At 67.6% G+C, this 16,557-nt stretch carries 11 protein-coding genes; 5 read left to right on the top strand and 6 right to left on the bottom strand.

Annotated features, from left to right (window positions below; translation table 11 throughout):
- Positions 1–2: 2 nt before the first annotated feature.
- Together FHY04_RS03545 and FHY04_RS03540 are read right to left on the bottom strand one after the other, a co-directional pair.
- On the bottom strand, positions 3–1,286 hold the full coding sequence (locus tag FHY04_RS03545; RefSeq protein ID WP_183935376.1) for an MFS transporter: 1,284 nt from the start codon (positions 1,284–1,286) through the stop codon (positions 3–5).
- Positions 1,283–3,940 (bottom strand): glycoside hydrolase family 2 TIM barrel-domain containing protein, encoded by a 2,658-nt coding sequence (locus FHY04_RS03540; RefSeq protein WP_183935375.1) that lies wholly within the window; start codon positions 3,938–3,940, stop codon positions 1,283–1,285. The genes FHY04_RS03545 and FHY04_RS03540 overlap by 4 nt, the downstream gene beginning before the upstream one ends.
- Before the next feature lie 543 nt (positions 3,941–4,483).
- Here FHY04_RS03540 and FHY04_RS03535 point away from each other — a divergent pair.
- The 3 genes from FHY04_RS03535 to FHY04_RS03525 all read left to right on the top strand — a co-directional run bounded on the left by FHY04_RS03535 (position 4,484) and on the right by FHY04_RS03525 (position 9,307).
- Positions 4,484–6,121 carry a ShlB/FhaC/HecB family hemolysin secretion/activation protein gene (locus FHY04_RS03535; protein WP_260171281.1) on the top strand — a complete coding sequence of 546 codons (1,638 nt, stop codon included), beginning with the start codon at positions 4,484–4,486 and terminating at the stop codon, positions 6,119–6,121.
- Between the two features lie 68 nt (positions 6,122–6,189).
- On the top strand, positions 6,190–8,610 hold the full coding sequence (locus FHY04_RS03530) for a filamentous hemagglutinin N-terminal domain-containing protein (protein WP_183935373.1): 2,421 nt from the start codon (positions 6,190–6,192) through the stop codon (positions 8,608–8,610).
- A 1-nt stretch (position 8,611) separates the two neighbouring features.
- Entirely contained in the window at positions 8,612–9,307 is a 696-nt protein-coding gene (locus FHY04_RS03525; RefSeq protein ID WP_183935372.1) for a L,D-transpeptidase, read from the top strand.
- Here the strand turns inward: FHY04_RS03525 and FHY04_RS03520 are convergent.
- On the bottom strand, positions 9,301–10,011 hold the full coding sequence (locus tag FHY04_RS03520; protein ID WP_183935371.1) for a 2OG-Fe(II) oxygenase: 711 nt from the start codon (positions 10,009–10,011) through the stop codon (positions 9,301–9,303). The two genes, FHY04_RS03525 and FHY04_RS03520, sit on opposite strands and share 7 nt — an antisense overlap.
- 212 nt (positions 10,012–10,223) lie before the next feature.
- Here FHY04_RS03520 and FHY04_RS03515 point away from each other — a divergent pair, with 212 nt between their 5' ends.
- Positions 10,224–10,670: a PA2169 family four-helix-bundle protein gene (locus FHY04_RS03515; protein WP_234387285.1), complete on the top strand. Its 447-nt coding sequence runs from the start codon at positions 10,224–10,226 to the stop codon at positions 10,668–10,670.
- A gap of 46 nt (positions 10,671–10,716) precedes the next feature.
- Here FHY04_RS03515 and FHY04_RS03510 read toward each other — a convergent pair whose 3' ends face one another.
- On the bottom strand, positions 10,717–13,305 hold the full coding sequence (locus FHY04_RS03510) for a PAS domain-containing protein (protein WP_260171280.1): 2,589 nt from the start codon (positions 13,303–13,305) through the stop codon (positions 10,717–10,719).
- 141 nt (positions 13,306–13,446) lie between these two features.
- The gene (locus tag FHY04_RS03505) at positions 13,447–13,716 is read right to left on the bottom strand and encodes a GlsB/YeaQ/YmgE family stress response membrane protein (RefSeq protein WP_031393553.1); all 270 of its coding nucleotides are present in this window, start codon (positions 13,714–13,716) and stop codon (positions 13,447–13,449) included.
- Between the two features lie 170 nt (positions 13,717–13,886).
- On the opposite strand from FHY04_RS03505, the gene FHY04_RS03500 reads away from it, so the two are divergent.
- Positions 13,887–15,362: a helix-turn-helix transcriptional regulator gene (locus tag FHY04_RS03500; RefSeq protein WP_183935370.1), complete on the top strand. Its 1,476-nt coding sequence runs from the start codon at positions 13,887–13,889 to the stop codon at positions 15,360–15,362.
- A gap of 40 nt (positions 15,363–15,402) precedes the next feature.
- Here FHY04_RS03500 and FHY04_RS03495 read toward each other — a convergent pair whose 3' ends face one another.
- A complete protein-coding gene (locus FHY04_RS03495) occupies positions 15,403–16,521 on the bottom strand; it encodes a Gfo/Idh/MocA family protein (protein ID WP_031438843.1) in 1,119 nt (372 codons plus the stop codon).
- Positions 16,522–16,557 lie beyond the last annotated feature (36 nt).

Here is a 16,557-nt window from a genome sequence, read left to right as displayed (position 1 = left end):
TCTTAAACCCTCAACCCCGTGCGCGGCGTAGCGCGCAGCAAACTCCACAAGACGACCGCCGCGAGCAGATCGAGCGCCGCCAACGCCGCGAACAGCGGGTCATATCCCCACGCATCCGCGCTCTGCCCGATCAGCAGCGTGAACAGCATCCCGCCGACCCAGGCCGACGTCCCCGCCATCCCGGTCGCGGTGCCGACCGTCCGGCTGTCGAACATGTCGGAACACAGCGTCACCAGCGCGCCGCTCAGCATCTGGTGCGCGAAGCCGCCGATGCAGAACAGGATGATCGCGACACCGGGCGAGTCCGCAAGACCGATGCACGCCGGCCCGATCATGCACAGCGCGCCGATCGTCATCGTGATCTTGCGCGACGCGACCAGCGGCACGCCGTGCTTCATCAGCCAGCTCGGCAACACGCCCGCGGCCAGGCTGCCGAAATCGGCGGCGAGGAACGGCATCCACGCCCATAAGGCGATACTCTTCAGATCGAGCTTCCACACCGACACCAGATAGAGCGGGATGAAGAAGTTGAACGTCTGCCACGCCGGTTCGGCCAGGAATTTCGGGACCGCGATTCCCCAGAAGCTGCGGCTGCGCAACAGGTCGCCGCGCGTCGCGGGCTTGGCGGTGACGTCCTCGCCGCGGGTCTCGATGATCGCGGCGCGCTCGTCCTCGCTCAGCGCGGGATGATCGGCGGGGCTGCGATAGCCCCAATACCACAGGAACGCCCAGACGAGGCTCAGCCCGCCGGTCACGATGAACGCCGCCTGCCAGTTCCAGGCGAGGATACAGAAGGCGACGAGCGGCGGGGCGATCATGTTGCCGACGCTGGTGCCCATCTGGAACACGCTGGTCGCCAGCGACCGCTCACGCGGGGGGAACCATTCGGACACCGTCTTGGCGCCCGCGGGGATCGCCGCCGCCTCGCTCGCGCCGAGCAGCGCGCGGAACAGCGCGAGGCTCGGCCAGCCGGTCGCCAGCGCATGCGCCATGTTGGCGAGCGCCCAGCCGACCGCGAACAGGAAGAAGCCGAGCCGCGTGCCGAGCAGGTCGAGAACGCTGCCCGCGACGGTCTGCATCACCGTGTAGCTGGCCTGGAACGCCAGAACGACCCAGCTGTAATCCTCGGTCGACATGCCGAATTCGGTCTTCAGCTGCGGTGCGGCCACCGACAGGGTCGAGCGCGCGAGATAGTTGAGGATCGTCCCCAGCGTCACCAGCGCGATCAGCCGCCAGCGCAGCGGCACGCTGCGCCAGCCGCGCCGCGGGTTGCCCGGCGCGCTCATCGCGTGATCTCGATGCCGGACACGATCGCGTCGCCCTTGATCGGCACGAATTTCAGGTCGAGCATGCCGTCGGTGACGCCCACGACGATCCGCCGCGTGACGCGCGTCAGCGGCGCGCCCGCGACCGCGGCGATATCCAGCGCGGCGACCGCGCGCTTGCCGTTGGCGACGACGTCGAACTGTCGTGCGCCGGCTGCGAGCGCGGGTTCGACGAAGCTCAGCTCGACCGTGTAGCGCCCGTTGGCGAGCGGTACGCGGTAGCCGAACCGGCCTTCGCGGTAGGTTTCGGCGACGGCGCCTTCTGGCGTCCCTGCAACGACCTTTTTCTCGGGGCGCGGACCATAGCCCGAATAGGCGTTGATATCGCCGAAACTGCCGCCGTCGAAGAACGCGTCCGAGCCATAACGCTTGCCCGCAATCTCCGGTGCGACCAGCGCGCCGCTGTCGATCCGGATCGAGCGCGCGGCCTCCGGCGCCACCCGCCATTCGATCGCGTCGTCGACCGCCCCGGTCGGGAAGAGGCCGCGCGCGACGACCCGGTTCGCCCCAGCCGCCAGCGCGACGTTCGACCAGGCGCAGATCATCTGCGGACAGGCGCTCAGCGTGCCGACGACGCGGTCGTTGACCAGCAGGTCGGTGCGCGGCGCGTTGCTGTACACCCGGACGTCGGCGACCGGATAGGCGCGGTCGACATAGCGTCGCCCGGCGACGTGCACGGTCGGCGTCGCGGTCCAGTTCGCCTTGTAGAAATAATAGGCGTCCTTGCGGATCTTCCGGTCGTAGGTGACCAGCCCCTTGGTGTTGATGTCGATCGCATCGCCCTCGCGCCGGACGGTCGTCGCGAAGTCGAACGAATTCCACAGCCATGTCCCCCAGAGATAGGGTTTGGCGGACAGCGTCGCCCAGGCAGTTTCGTGGATATAGCTCTCATACTCCTCGGGCTGGTTGCGCCCGCGCTGGTCGACCTTGCCGCCGAGCGGGTTGTCGGTGTGGATCGTCGTCGCGCCGCCCGCGCCATATTCGGTCACCGACACCGGCTGGTTCGGGCGCAGCGCGCGGAGCGAGTCGAGATGCTTGCCGAGATCGCCGGGCTGTCCGTAATACCAGCCGAAATAGCGGTTGGCCCCGCCGAGATCGGCGGCCTCCGCGGTGATCGGAATGTCCGCGGAGCCGAGCAGCCGGCCTTCGCAACAGGTCGCCAGCGCGGTCGCGCGGGACGGATCCTCGCTTTTCGCCAGCGCGTTCAGTTCGCGCAGCAGCGGCAGCGGATCGGGCGCGGGCGTATCCTTGCTGGTGGTGATGAACGCCGGCAGCGACTTGCCGAAATCGACCTCGTTCGCGATGCCCCAGTTGAACACCGACGCATGGTTGCCATTCTGCCGGATCAGCTCGCGCAGCTGCTGGCGCGCATCGTCGCGCAGCCCGGCAGTCGCGACCGCATCGTCACCCCAGGTCCAGCGCGACACGAGCGGGATCTCGTCCCACAGCACCATGCCGTAGCGGTCGGCGAGGTCGTGGATCACCTGGCCGTGCTGATAATGCGTCAGCCGGATGCTGTTCACCCCCATTTCGCGCATGATCGCGACATCCTGCTCGATATCCGCAGGCGCGGTCGCCCAGCCCTTGCCCTCGCGATCCTGGTGATAGCCGACGCCCTGGAGCCGCAGCGGCTTGCCGTTGAGCAGGAAGCCGCGGGCCGGGTCGGCGCGCATCTCGCGAATGCCGAACGCCTGCTCGACCCGGTCGAGCACCGCGCCGGACGGCGTCGCGATCTCGACCACCAGACGGTGCAGATACGGATCGGCGACCCCATTCCACAGATGCGGCGTCGCGACCGACAGCGTCTCCACGCTTTCGGAAGCGCTGTCGGCGCGCAGGGGGATGCGGCGGGTTCCGGTCGCGACCGTCTTGCCGCCCGCGTCGATCAGCCTGACCACCGCGTTGACCGCCTGCGCCTTCGTGCCGTCGTTCCGGATCCTCACGCGCACGGCGACCTTCGCCATCGCCGCGTCGATCGAGCTGGTCGTCGCGAAGATCCCGCTGCCACCGGCATCGAGCATGTCGACATGGACCGCGTTCGTGACGATCAAGCTGACCGGACGATACAGTCCGCCATGAACGAAGAAATCGCCCGCGAGCGGCAGGATGTCCGCGGTCGACGACCCCTGCGCCGGTTGCGTATTGTCGACCTTGACCAGCAGCGTGTTCGCCTGCCCGGCGCGGAGCGCGCGCGTGGCATCGAGCCGGAAGCGTGAAAACCCGCCCTTGTGCCCGCCGATCCGCTGGCCGTTGAGCCAGACCTCGGCAGTGCGGCTCGCCGCGTCGAACTGGAGCCAGGCGCGCTGACCTGCGTCCATGGCGGGCGGGGTGAAGGTCATGCGGTACCAGCCGACGCCCTGATATTTGTCGACCGACTCGGCACGGTTCAGATGGGTCTGGGGGTCGGGCATGTAATAGCCGACGCGGTTCCAGGTGTGCGGTACGCTGACCCGCTCCCAGGATCCGGGGGCCTGCGCCGCCTGCGCCGGATCGACGTCGCCGCCGCGCTGGAACTCCCAGCCCTGCGCCAGGGGGACGACCGATCGCTCGCTCTGTGCGGCAGCGGGCGCGGCCATGACGGCGATGACGGCCGCCGCGACATATCTGGTCTGCATAACCCTCTCCCTGATCTTTTTTTGGCAGCTTAATTCCTGACAATTGGCCTGACCAGTTAATTTTTGGGTTTGGCTTGGTTTTTGGACGGTTTTTGGAAGGTCGGGTTACAAGGTGGCGCGTCTCTGATGCCCCCGGCCATCTGCGTGTCAGGACAATAAGGCTGTCGCGGCTTGGCATGTGATCGGGTTTGCCGCCGTCCGGTAAGGCAGGTCGCGCGTCCAGCATCAGCCGGTGCACGAACCTATTTTTTGATTCAGATCAAGAACAGAGATCAACGTTAAGAGAAAGGTAACGGAATCGGGGTATATTTTAGTTGTATTCGAAGGACTAAGCCATCGCGGCCGTTCGTTTTATACAACGATCGACCTTCTTCTCATCAAGACCTTCGCCACCGACATTGCCGCATCAGCGGCTCTTCCGACGCCTTGCTACTACGACTCCCGCTGCTGCGGATGGGAGGCTCGTAGCGTCCATCCGCGGTGACTTTCGAGGTATATCCAATGACGTCGATCCTTCGGGCAGCCGCGTGTGCGGCGGTGAGTATGGCTGCGCTCATGGCAGGCGGCGGGGCCGCGCAGGCACAGGTGCCGGTCGGTGCCGGTGGCCAGCTGCAGCAGATCCCGCCCCTGCCGCTGACCGATACGCCCGATCCCGAGCTCGGCCTGACGCGCAAGACGCCGGTCGCGATCCCGGCCGCGGGCGGACCCTCGGCCCGCGTGGATGCGATCCGCGTCACCGGCGCCACGCTGTTCCCCGAAGCGACGCTGGTCGCCGCGACGGGGTTCGCGCCTGGTGCGACGCTCGATCTCGCAGGTCTGAAGACGCTCGCGGCGCGGATCACCGACTATTATACCAGCCGCGGCTATTTCGTCGCGCAGGCCTATCTGCCCGCGCAGGACGTGCAGAGCGGGACGGTGACGATCGCGGTCGTCGAGGGTCGCCTCGGCGCGATCGGGCTGCGCAACGAATCCCGCCTGGCCGACAGCGTCGCGAACGGCATGCTCGACGGGCTCGAGGTCGGTGATCCGGTCGCGGTCGCGCCGATCGAACGCCGGCTACTGATGCTGTCCGACCTGCCCGGCGTGCGCGTGCGCTCGACGCTGAGCCCCGGCACCGCGGTCGGCACGTCGGACCTGCTGGTCGACATCACCCCGGGCCGCAGCATCACGGGCAGCGTCGAGGCCGACAATGCGGGCAACCGCTATACCGGCGCCTACCGCGTCGGCGGGTCGGTCAACTGGAACAACCCGACCGGCTCGGGCGACGTGCTCGGCTTGCGCGCGCTGACGTCCTTCTCGGGGCTCGCTTATGGCCGCGCCTCTTATCAGGCACCGATCGGCAAGGTCACGCTCGGCGTCGCCTATGCGCATCTCGACTATGAACTCGGCAAGGAATTCGACAGCCTCGACGGCAGCGGCAATGCCGAGATCGCCAGCGTCTATGCCAGCTACCCGCTGATCCGGTCGCGCGACAGCAACCTGTACGTGACGGTGGCGGGCGATGCGAAATGGTTCGACGACCGGTTCGGGATCGTCGACACGGTCACCTATCGCCGTGCGCAGGTCGTCACCGGGGGCCTCAGCGGCGACTCGCACGACACGCTGCTCGGCGGCGGCTGGAACGCCTATTCGCTGAGCGTCTCGGTCGGCACGCTCGATATTCGCGGTGCCTATGAACGGTCGGTCGACGCGCTGACCGCGCGCACCGATGGGCGCTACGGCAAGATGCAGTTCAGCCTGGCGCGGCTGCAGACGATCAGCGGGCCGGTCTCGGTGTTCGGCTCGGTCCGCGGGCAGGTCGCGTTCAACAATCTCGACATCTCAGAGAAGATGGAGCTGGGCGGCGCCTATGCGGTGCGCGCCTATCCCGAGGGCGAGGCCTATGGCGACCAGGGCTATGTCGCGACCGCCGAGGCGCGGCTCGCGCTGCCGCGGGTCATCCCGGGCGCGCTGCAGCTGTTCGCCTTCGTCGATGTCGGCGAGGTCGATTATGTGAAGCGGCGCTATTTCGACGGGTCGAACCATGCGGTCCGCAGCGCCTATGGCGCGGGCGCGACCTGGACCGCGCCATACGACGTCGTGCTGCGCGCGACCTATGCACGCAAGCTGGGCAGCGCCGACGCGACCGCCGCCCCCGACCGGTCCGGCCGCGCCTGGTTCCAGATCGCCAAGAGCTTCTGACGCCCGCGCGCGTCAGCGACCAGCACCGACATTTCGCGGCCATCCGCCGCCACCCGAGGATACCGCCCATGACCCCGATCCCCGCATCGATCCGCCATCGCCCTACTGCCCCCTCCACCTCCCCGACGCGTCAGCGCCGCGGCGGGCTGTTCGGCACGACCGGACTCGCGCGGTTCGCGTGGCTGATCGGCATCAGCCTTGCCGGCACGGTCGCCGCGCGCCCCGCCACGGCGCAGACGCTGCCGACCGGGGGCGAGGTGGCCGCGGGCCAGGCGAGCATCGCGACGCGCGGGCCGGCGATGACGGTCACGCAGACCAGCGACCGCGCGGTGCTGAACTGGCAGTCCTTCTCGATCGGCAAGGGCGCGAGCGTGACCTTCGACCAGCCGGGCACGAGCTCGGTCGCGCTCAACCGCGTCGTCGGGTCGGACCCGTCGTCGATCCTTGGCAACCTCTCGTCCAACGGCAAGGTCTTCCTGGTCAACGGCAACGGCATCGTGTTCGGCAAGACCGCTAGCGTGAACGTCGGCGGGCTGGTCGCATCGACGCTGAACATCAGCGATGCGGATTTCATGGCCGGCCAGTCGCGCTTTGCCGGGACCAGCACCGCGGGCGTCCAGAATGACGGCACGATCACCGCCAAGGGCGGCTATGTCGCGCTGCTCGGCGCCCAGGTCGGCAACAGCGGCGTGATCCGCGCCAATTTCGGCACGGTCGTGCTGGCGGCAGGCGAGGCGATCACGCTCGACGTCGCGGGCGACGGACTGCTCAACGTCGCGGTCGACAAGGGCGCGGTGGGCGCGCTGGTCCGCAATGGCGGGCTGATCCGCGCGGATGGCGGCAAGGTCGTGATGACCGCGCAGGGCGCAGGCGACCTGCTCCACACCGCGGTCAACAACAGCGGCATCATCGAGGCGCGGACGCTGCAGAACCGCAGCGGCACCATCCTGCTGCTCGGCGACATGCAGACCGGCACCACCAATCTCAGCGGCACGCTCGATGCGAGCGCACCGGTCGGCGGCAATGGCGGCTTCATCGAAACGTCGGCGGCGACCGTCAACATCGCCGATGGGGCCAAGGTCTCGACGCTGGCGCGGACCGGCACGACCGGCACTTGGCTGATCGATCCGCAGGATTATGTGATCGGCGCAGGCGGCAACATCTCGGGCTCGACGCTGTCGGCGCAGCTCGTGACGACCAGCATCACGATCAGCACGCTGCCCGCGGCGGGCGACACGACGACGGGCAATGGCGACATCTTCGTCAACGACGCGGTCGCGTGGACCGCGTCGGGCGTGCCGACGACGCTGACGTTGAACGCGTTTCGCGACGTGGTCATCAACGCGCCGATCAGCGCGACCAACGGCAACATCGTCGCCTGCTGCGGCCGCGACGTGAACGTCAACGCCGACCTGACGACGGTCAATGGCAGCATCCTGCTCAACGCCGGGCGCAACGTGAACGTCTATCATGCGATCACGACGACCGACGGCAACATCGCGCTGTGCGCGGGGCATGACGTGATGATCGACGCCGCCGTCACGCTGACGCGCGGCACGACGATCCCGGCGCAGAGCCTGGGCCTGCCGGTCGGGCTGACGCTGATCGCAGGCGCGGACGGCACCGGACCGGGCGTCAACGGCGGCACGATCGTGTTCTCCGCGCTGTCGCCGCCGACCACGGTGACCGCAGCGCCGGTGTCGATCAACTACAACCCGGTTTCGTATACCACGCCGACCGACTTCTCGAGCGAGTTCGTGCTGACCGAGGGTGCGGTGATCGCGCAGCGGATGCTGGTCTTCCCGTCCGCGCAGAAGGTCGCGGACGGCACCAATGCGGCGGTACTGAGCGGGTTCAATGCGTCGGACACGTCGGGGCTGCCGAGCGGCGTCGCCCTGGTCGCGGGGACGGACGCAACGGCGACGTTCGACAGCGCGGACGCCGGGGCGGGCATCGGTGTCAGCTATAGCGGCTATACGCTGACCGGCGCGAATGCGGACCAATATGCGCTGGCGGGATCGTGCTGCACGGCGGGCTTCCGGACCACCGGGACGATCACGGCTGCTCCGGCGCCAGCGCCAGCGCCTGCGCCTGCTCCGGCGCCGTCGCCTGCCCCTTCGCCAGCCCCGTCGCCAGCACCCGCGCCCGCGCCGTCGCCAGCCCCCTCGCCTTCGCCGACGCCGGTACTGACGCCGACGCCGACGCCGACGCCGACACCGGTGATCGTGACCGTCCTGCCGACCGCGACGCGGCCGTTCCTCGAGGTGCCACCGGTCCAGGTCCGACGGCCGAACGTGCCGGTCGGGACGGTAGTCGATGGCGGCGTGAGCGTGCCGCCGGAAGGTCCGGGACCATTCCCGATCCCCCCGGCCCCCGTGACGCCGGCACCTGTGACGCCGCCGACGCAATCGTCGCTGGGGGAGCTGACGCAACCCGTGCCGCGGACGCCCGTCGTCCCGGTCTATCCGCGCAAGCAGGCGCGCCACTGATATGGCAGGCTTCGGGTCGCGAACAGCGCGGCGCGCGGTGCTGGTCGCGGTCGCCCTAGCGGCTGGGGTCGCGTCCGCCGCCGGCGCGCAGCCAGTCGCGGCCGGCACATCGGCGACCGCGCGTTTCGGGACGGCCGCCGCTTCCCGCGATGCCCGCGACACGGTCGACTGGGTGATGCAGTCGCGCGACAACCAGGCCCTGCCGTTCGTCGTGATCGACAAGGTGAACGCGGTGGTCTTCGCGTTCGATGGCGCGGGGGTGCTGCGCGGCACGGCGCCCGCGCTGCTTGGGCTCGCCCGCGGTGACGACAGCGTACCGGGGATCGGCCAGCGCAAGCTCGCGACGATCACGCCCGCCGAGCGGACCACGCCCGCCGGCCGGTTCCAGGCGTCGATCGGCGCCGATTTCGAGCAGGATATCCTGTGGATCGACTATGCCGCCGCGCTGTCGCTGCACCGCGTCATCGCCGGCCGCCGAGTCGACGACCGCGCCGGCCGGCTGGCCTCGGCGACGCCGCAGGACAACCGGATCTCCTATGGCTGCGTCAACGTTCCCGCGCGCTTCTATGACGGGGTGATCAAGCCGCTGTTCACGGGCACTGTCGGGATCGTCTATATCCTGCCCGAGACCCGGCCGCTGCGCAGCGTCTTTGCGATGACGGCGGCGTCGTCAGCGCCGGACGCCGTGCCTCACTGACCCCAGGGGCGCTCGCGATACCATTTGGTCAGCACATATTTGACCCCCTGCTCGACCGGCATGCCCTGATGCACCGACCCCGGGTTCGGCGCGCCATAGTCGTCCATGTTGTTCCAGATCACCAGATTGCCCGCCTTCGGCGCGATGATCACGTCCGCTGTCGGAAAATTGGTCCGGCCTCCCGCCTCCGGTTCGTTCAGGAACGTCATCGCCGACCAGGTCCGCTGCCCGCCGACCGCAATTTGGTCCTGCCAGTAGAGCTGGCTGGTATCGAAGAAGTCGTGATGCGGCTTGAACTCCTGCCCGACCGCATAACGCTGGCCCTGCAGCGCCTCGCCATAGCGCGGTTCCAGCCCGGTCAGCGCGTCCAGCCGTGTCTCGACCGCGGTGACCGCGTCGGGCCCGGCATAGAGGTAACAGGTCTCGCTGGTCCGGTAGGCGGGACGCGGATCGTCGGCGACGACCGGCGACGGCACGCGGTCGGCATCGATCAGCGCGATCAGCGTCGCGCACACGTCGAGCGGCAGGAAATTGCGGACGATATACAACTCGATACCGGATGCCGGAATGCGGACCGCGCCGGGATAGCACAGGATCTGCTCACGGACCTGTGCCGCGGACTCGGCGCGCGCGAGCGCCTCGACCGGGCCGTCGCGTCGGTCGGCGGCGGAAAGTGGCGATGCGGCGGACGGAACGGCGACCATGGGCACTCCAGACTGTCGGGCGCGTCGGTGGCGGACCGGCGGTCCGGCCCCGTGGCCAGACCATCACATAGATCAAGCCGTACAGGCGCAAAAGCCGTTTCACCGCCGAATTCGGCCGCAATGCTCGATACTTGTCCGCGGAGAAGGCGAAATCCGGGTGCGACTTAATCGCGTGACGATCGTTGAGCCGCCAATCCCAAAGGAGACGAATGATGAGCAACGACACCGATGTGTCCGTCCTGAACGGCCTGATCAAGACGACCCTCGACAGCATGAAGGGCTATGAGGACGCGGCCAAGGACGCCGAGAGCACGCAGTATGCGACGATGTTCGCCGACTTCGCGCGCGATCGTGCCCAGGTCGCGACGAACCTGCAGGCGCAGGTCCGCGCACTCGGCAGCGAGCCCGAGATGGATTCGAGCATGCTCGCCGCAGCGCATCGCACCTTCATGGACCTGAAGCAGGCGCTGACCGGCAAGGACGACAAGGCGATCATCCTCGAGGTCGAGCGTGGCGAGGACCACATCAAGGCCAAGTATGAGGACGCGATGAAGGACGGCCAGCTGTCGCCCGCATCGCTCGACGCGGTCACCAAGGGCTATGCCTCGGTCCGCGAAGGCCATGACAAGATGAGCGCGCTCAAGCACAGCCTCACCTGATCCGAAGGGGCGACCGGTTTCGACCGGTCGCCCCTTTTTTTGCGCGCTATCCTGCCGCCTTGCGCAGGATCCGCGACAGGTCCTCGACCGAATAGGGCTTGTGCAGCAGCTCGAACCCGTCGGTACCGTCTTGTGCCAGCACGTTGCTGTAGCCCGACGTCAGCACCACCGGCAGTCCAGGATGCGACGCCCGGATCGCCTTGGCCAGATCGATGCCGTTCATGCCCGGCATCACGACATCCGAAAACACGATGTCGAAGCGCGCCGCGTCCTCGCCCAGCACCGCCAGCGCCTCCTGCGCATCCGCCGCCCAGACCGTCACATAACCGAGCTCGGCAAGCGACTGGGTCGTGAACGTGCCGACGTCCTTGTTGTCCTCGACCACCAGCACGCAGGTGCCATGGCCGTCCGCCAGCCCCTCCGGGACCGCCCCCGGCAGGTTCGCGGTGCGCTCTTCCGCGCGTGGCAAATAGAGCGTGAAGACCGTGCCGCAGCCGACTTCGCTCTCGACGATGATGTCGCCATCGGACTGTTTGGCAAAGCCGAACACCTGGCTGAGCCCAAGGCCGGTGCCCTGCCCGACCCCCTTGGTCGTGAAGAACGGCTCGAAGATCCGCTCGAGCTTTTCGGGCGGGATGCCCGACCCCGTATCGCGCATCGAGATCGCGACGAACTGCCCCTCGACCGCCGGATGTGAGCGCACCGCCGGGATCATCGTGGCGGTCCGCAGCGCGATGTCGATCCGCCCCGCGCCGTCCATCGCGTCGCGCGCATTGACCGCCATGTTAACCAGGGCGGTGTCGAGCTGGCTCGGGTCGACATTGGTGAAGCAGGGCGTGTCGGGCACATCGATCGCGATCGTGATGCGCGATCCGGTCAGCGTGCCGAGCATGTCGGCGATGCTGCCGAGACTCTGGCCGACGTCGATCACCTCGGGCTGGAGCGCCTGCCGCCGCGCGAAGGCGAGCAACTGCCCGGTCAGCTTGGCGGCGCGATCGGCGGTGTCCGAGATCGCGTCGATGTAACGCTCGCGCCGTTCGGGCGGGAGGTCGGGGCGTTTGAGCAGGTCGGTCGCCGACCGGATCACGGTGAGCAGGTTGTTGAAGTCGTGCGCGACACCACCGGTCAGCTGGCCCACCGCCTCCATCTTCTGCGACTGGCGCAGCGCATCCTCGGCGGTCTGCAACTCGCTCGTTCGCGCGATGACCTGCTGTTCGAGCGACGCCGCGAGCGCGGCGAGCGCCTGCTCGGTGCGACGGCGTTCGGTGGCGATGCGGGTCCGATCCGCGACCTCGCGCGCGAACGCGACCTCGTCCGCGCGCCAGTGCCGCGCCCAGCCGCTGGCGAGATACAGCATCGCCACGATCCGGCCGTTTTCGGTGATCGGCATGTTGATGATCGCGCGGGCCTGCACCGCCTCGAGCGCGGCACTCGTCGCGTAGGTCCGCGGGTCGGCGCGCGCATCGGTCACACAGACCTCCTCGCCGCGCTTGAGGTCGTCGATATAGGTGCCGAAGTCGCGCAACCTGAACGTGCCCGAAAGCTGGTCGACCCCTGGCGCGGTCCAGTCGCTGTGCACCGTCACGGTCTCGGCGTCCGGATCGATCTCGCCATAGCCGGTCCGGCTGAGGTCGATCGTCCGGCCGATGATCTGGACGGCCTGGTAGGAGATGTCGTCGGGACAGTCGGTGTCGCGGAACATGTCGCCCAGCTCGACCAGCGCCGCGCGCATCATCTCGCCGCGGCGCTGGTCGGTGATGTCGGTCGACACGCCCGCGATCCGCAGCGCCTCGCCGGTGGCGGAATAAAAGGGCTGTCCGCGCGATCCGATCCACCGCAGTTCGCCGTCCTGGCGGTAGATGCGGTAGACGACCTCGTAATCCGTCCCCTCCTCGACGCAGCGCCGGACCTCGGCGACGCTCAGCGCGCGATCGTCGGGATGGATAGCGGCCAGCCGGTCGTCATAGGAAAACGGCGCGTCCGTAGGCCGGCCGAAAATCTCCTTGCAGGTATCCGATGCGGTCAGCCGCTTCGTTGCGATCTCGAGGCTCCAGGTCCCGAACCGCGCGGCCTTGAGCGTGAAGGCGAGCTCGCGCTCATGCTCCTGCTGCTGCCGCAACCGGTCGGTCAATTCCGCCATCAGCGAGGCGTTGCTGCTCTCAAGTCCCTTAAGCCGCTCACGCTCGAGCGTCACGTCGACCTGGCTGGCGAAGAAATAGGCGAGCACGCCGTGCGTGTCGAAGACCGGCGCCATCAGCAGCCGGTTCCAGAACGTCTCACCGTCCCTGCGGTGGTTCTGGATCTCGATCTCGATCGATTCGACCCGGCGAACCGCGTCGCGGATCCGGTCGATCGTCGCGGGATCGGTTTCCGGCCCCTGGAGGAACCGGCAGTTGCGCCCGAGTATGTCCTCGCGCGGATAGCCGGTGAGCCGGCAGAACGCGTCGTTGGCGAACACGATCGGATTGTCGGGCAGGCGCGGATCGGTGATGATCATCGGCATCCGCGTCGCCCGCACCGCGGCGACGAACGGGTCGGTGCCGAGGTCCTGCCCGATCAGCTCGGCGGCGATTCGCTCGGCGTCGGCCGTCAACGGACGAGCGCCGGGGTCGGCGCGGTCGGGTGTATCGTTCAAGACCGTCTACTCGCCCTTTGCACTAAGTCGCTGATATCTAGGCTACGCGCAAAGACACCGCAACGCCGGGCTGGCGTGACGAATAATCGAGATCAATATGCGACGAAGGGCGGCCGCGTGATGCGGCCGCCCCTCCCCTCATCAGCGCACCGAACCGCGGCGCACCATGTTGACGATCGCGAGCAGGATCACCGCACCGACCAGCGAGATCAGGATCGACTGGATGTTGAGCGCGCCGTCCATGATCGAGGCGCCACCGATGAGCGGCGTGATCAGGAAGCCTGCGAGCAACGCGCCGACAATGCCGACGACGATGTTGAGGAAAACGCCCTGCTGTGCGTCGGTCCGCATGATCATGCTGGCGACCCAGCCGATGAGTCCGCCGACGACGAGAAGGATGATGAGGTTCATGATGAGGCTCCTGTTGATACTGGTACAGGCTGCTCAACGGACCGGGTGCGGCGAACGTTCAGTTCCGCCGCGTATAGTGCTTTGCGACATTGGTGCAGGGATACTAGTCCGGTTGGTAGGTCGGGTCTGACCGTGACGGAACCGGTCGTGCGCTCCAGCGCTGAGGAGGCATGACCAGTACCCCCGGCAAGCCGCTGCATGCGCCCACCCTGCACCATCTCGAACAGCTCATGGCCGGATTGCTCGAAGGGGTGATCCTGATCGACCCGACCGGCGTGATCCTGAGCGCCAACCCCGCTGCGCTCAAGATGCACGGCGTCCGCGGCGTCGGCGAGCTGGGTGCGACCGCGGACGATTATGCCGCGCGGTTCGCCCTGCGCTACCGCGACGGGCGCAAGGTACCGCGGCGCGAATATCCGCTGCTCCGGCTGCTCGCGGGCGAGAGCTTTCCCGACCTGATCGTCGAGGTCACGCCGCGCGACGCGGACGAACCATGCTGGGTCCATCAGGTCCGCGACATCGTCATGGACGAGGATGGTGGCGAGCCCGACTGCCTCGCGCTGGTGATCAGCGACGTGTCCGAGCGGTTCGACGCGGAGGACCGGTTCGAGGCGATGTTCCATGCCAATCCCGCCCCCGCGCTGATCATCCGCATCGCCGACCAGCGGTTCGTCCTGGTCAATCAGGGGTTTCTCGACCTGTCGGGCTATGACCGCGACGCGATCATCGGCAAGACGCTGTTCGATTTCGACTTTCTTGCCGATGTCGAGCGCAAGGCGTTCGTCAAGGCGTGCGTCGCGCGCGGTGAGGTCGTGCCACAGCTCGAGGCGGAGCTGCCGCTCGCGGGCGGCGACACCACGCTGGTCATCCTGGCGGGGCAGCCGATCGAGGTCGGCAACCGCGACTGCCTGTTGTTCACCTTCGCCGACCTCGAACCGCGGCGGCGCGCGGAACATGCGCTGAAGGCGAGCGAGCGGCATTTCGCCGCGGTCTTCGAGATGGCGCCGGTGGCGATGGTCGTGACCCAGACCGACGACAATCGCATCCTGCAGGTGAACGCGGCGTTCAAGACGCTGACCGGCTATGACGATCGCGCGGTGATCGGCCGGGTCGCCGACGATTTGCAATTGTGGAACGATGCGGGCCAGCGCGAACAGCTGGAAACCGAGATCCGCGCGCAGGGCGGGTTCCGCGGACAGGACGTCCGCCTGCTCCACAAGAATGGCGAGGCGCTCGACTGTCTCGCCTCCGCCGAAAACATGCGGATCGACGGCGATGCCTGCGTGCTCTGGCTTTATCAGGATATTACCGCGCGGCGGCGCGGCGAGCTCGAGCTGGTCGAGGCGATCGAGGCGGTGATGAAGGACGCCAACTGGCTCGGCCGCTCGATCATGGACAAGCTGGCGACGCTGCGGAACCCGCGCCCCGGCGCCGCCTCGGACGCGCCGCTGCTCGATCTCAGCAAGCGCGAGCGCGAGGTGCTCGAGCTGATCTGCCAGGATCTCGACGATGCCGCGATCGCCAAGCGGCTCGAATTGTCACGCAACACCGTGCGCAACCATGTCGCGCGACTTTATGCCAAGATCGGCGTCAACCGGCGCAGCGCCGCGGTGGTCTGGGCGCATGAACGGGGGGTCGGCGCCTGAGACGGCGTGCGCCGCCCCGAAGGGCGGCGCACGCCGGTGGTCAGGCAGACTGCGGAATGATGCTGATCATCGCGTCCTCGCTCGGCTCCTTGGCGGGCTTGAGCTTGAGCGCCTGATCCGCGGTCACGTGCCGCGTGCGCGTCGCGGGCTCGAGCGTCACGGTCTCGCCCGTCTCGAGCGACCGCTCGACCGCTGCCAGCACGCGCATGTCGAACAGGCCCTCCTGCCCGTCGGCTTCGGGATGACGGTCGTTCAGGATGCAGTCGGAGAAATACTGCGTCTCGTTGCCGAACTGCTCGACCGGATCGAACGCATGCGTCTTCTCCTTGCCGTCCGCGGTGCGCTCGACATAGGTGATGCCGGTCGTCGGCCCGAACATGAAGGCGGGCGCGGCATGGATGCTCGCCTTGGTGCCGACCAGCTCGAACCCCTCGGACGAGGCGGTCGCATAGCTGACGGTGAATTGCGCGATACGATCGTCGGCAAATTTCAGCGTCACCGCGACGGTGTCGTGGAAGTTGAAGCCGCGACCCGGGGTCTTCGTCCCGACCGCATGCACCGCGATCGGCTCCTGCCCGAACAGGTTGCGCACCGCGTTCAGCGGATAGGTGCCCATGTCGGGGACGGGCCCGCCCCAATAGCCGTTATGCCCGCGCGAATTCTCCTCGCGGACATTCTGCATGAAGGTCGACGAGAAGGCGCGCAGGTCGCCGAATTCGCCCGCCCGCGCGCGCGTGATCATCTCGACCGTGCCGGGTTCGTGATGCAGCCGGTAGGCGATCATCAGCTTGGCGCCGCCCTTCTTCTCGGCGGCGATGATCTGCTCGGCCTCCGCGACGCTCGACGCCATCGGCTTTTCAAGCAGGACATGGATGCCCGCCTCGAGCGCGGGGACGGCATATTGCATGTGCAGGAAATTGGGCGTCGCGATATAGACCGCATCGATCTCGCCCGAGGCCAGCAGCTCGCCATATTGCGCATAGGAATAGGCCTTGAGCTTGTAGAGCTTGGCCAGCTTGTCCGCCTTGACCGGGTCGCCGGTGACCAGTGCGGTCATTTCCGAATTATTGGTCCGCGCGATCCCCGGCATGAACGCCTGCTGCGAAATCTGCCCGCCGCCGACGACGGCGTAGCGCACCTTCTTGGTAAGTCCGAACATGACAGTCTCCGTACGTCAGTGGTGATGGAATGAGGC

The sequence above is a fragment of the Sphingomonas sp. BK481 genome (assembly GCF_014194875.1).
Taxonomy (GTDB): Bacteria; Pseudomonadota; Alphaproteobacteria; order Sphingomonadales; family Sphingomonadaceae; genus Sphingomonas; species Sphingomonas aerolata.
Note: the sequence above shows the minus strand (reverse complement) of the source record. Positions and strands in the feature narration are given on the sequence as shown.

Coding starts and splice junctions, on each gene's coding strand:
- FHY04_RS03545 (WP_183935376.1), bottom strand. CDS start 1,286: ATGAGCGCGCCGGGCAACCCGCGGCGCGGCTGGCGCAGCGTGCCGCTG.
- FHY04_RS03540 (WP_183935375.1), bottom strand. CDS start 3,940: ATGCAGACCAGATATGTCGCGGCGGCCGTCATCGCCGTCATGGCCGCG.
- FHY04_RS03535 (WP_260171281.1), top strand. CDS start 4,484: ATGGCTGCGCTCATGGCAGGCGGCGGGGCCGCGCAGGCACAGGTGCCG.
- FHY04_RS03530 (WP_183935373.1), top strand. CDS start 6,190: ATGACCCCGATCCCCGCATCGATCCGCCATCGCCCTACTGCCCCCTCC.
- FHY04_RS03525 (WP_183935372.1), top strand. CDS start 8,612: ATGGCAGGCTTCGGGTCGCGAACAGCGCGGCGCGCGGTGCTGGTCGCG.
- FHY04_RS03520 (WP_183935371.1), bottom strand. CDS start 10,011: ATGGTCGCCGTTCCGTCCGCCGCATCGCCACTTTCCGCCGCCGACCGA.
- FHY04_RS03515 (WP_234387285.1), top strand. CDS start 10,224: ATGAGCAACGACACCGATGTGTCCGTCCTGAACGGCCTGATCAAGACG.
- FHY04_RS03505 (WP_031393553.1), bottom strand. CDS start 13,716: ATGAACCTCATCATCCTTCTCGTCGTCGGCGGACTCATCGGCTGGGTC.
- FHY04_RS03500 (WP_183935370.1), top strand. CDS start 13,887: ATGACCAGTACCCCCGGCAAGCCGCTGCATGCGCCCACCCTGCACCAT.
- FHY04_RS03495 (WP_031438843.1), bottom strand. CDS start 16,521: ATGTTCGGACTTACCAAGAAGGTGCGCTACGCCGTCGTCGGCGGCGGG.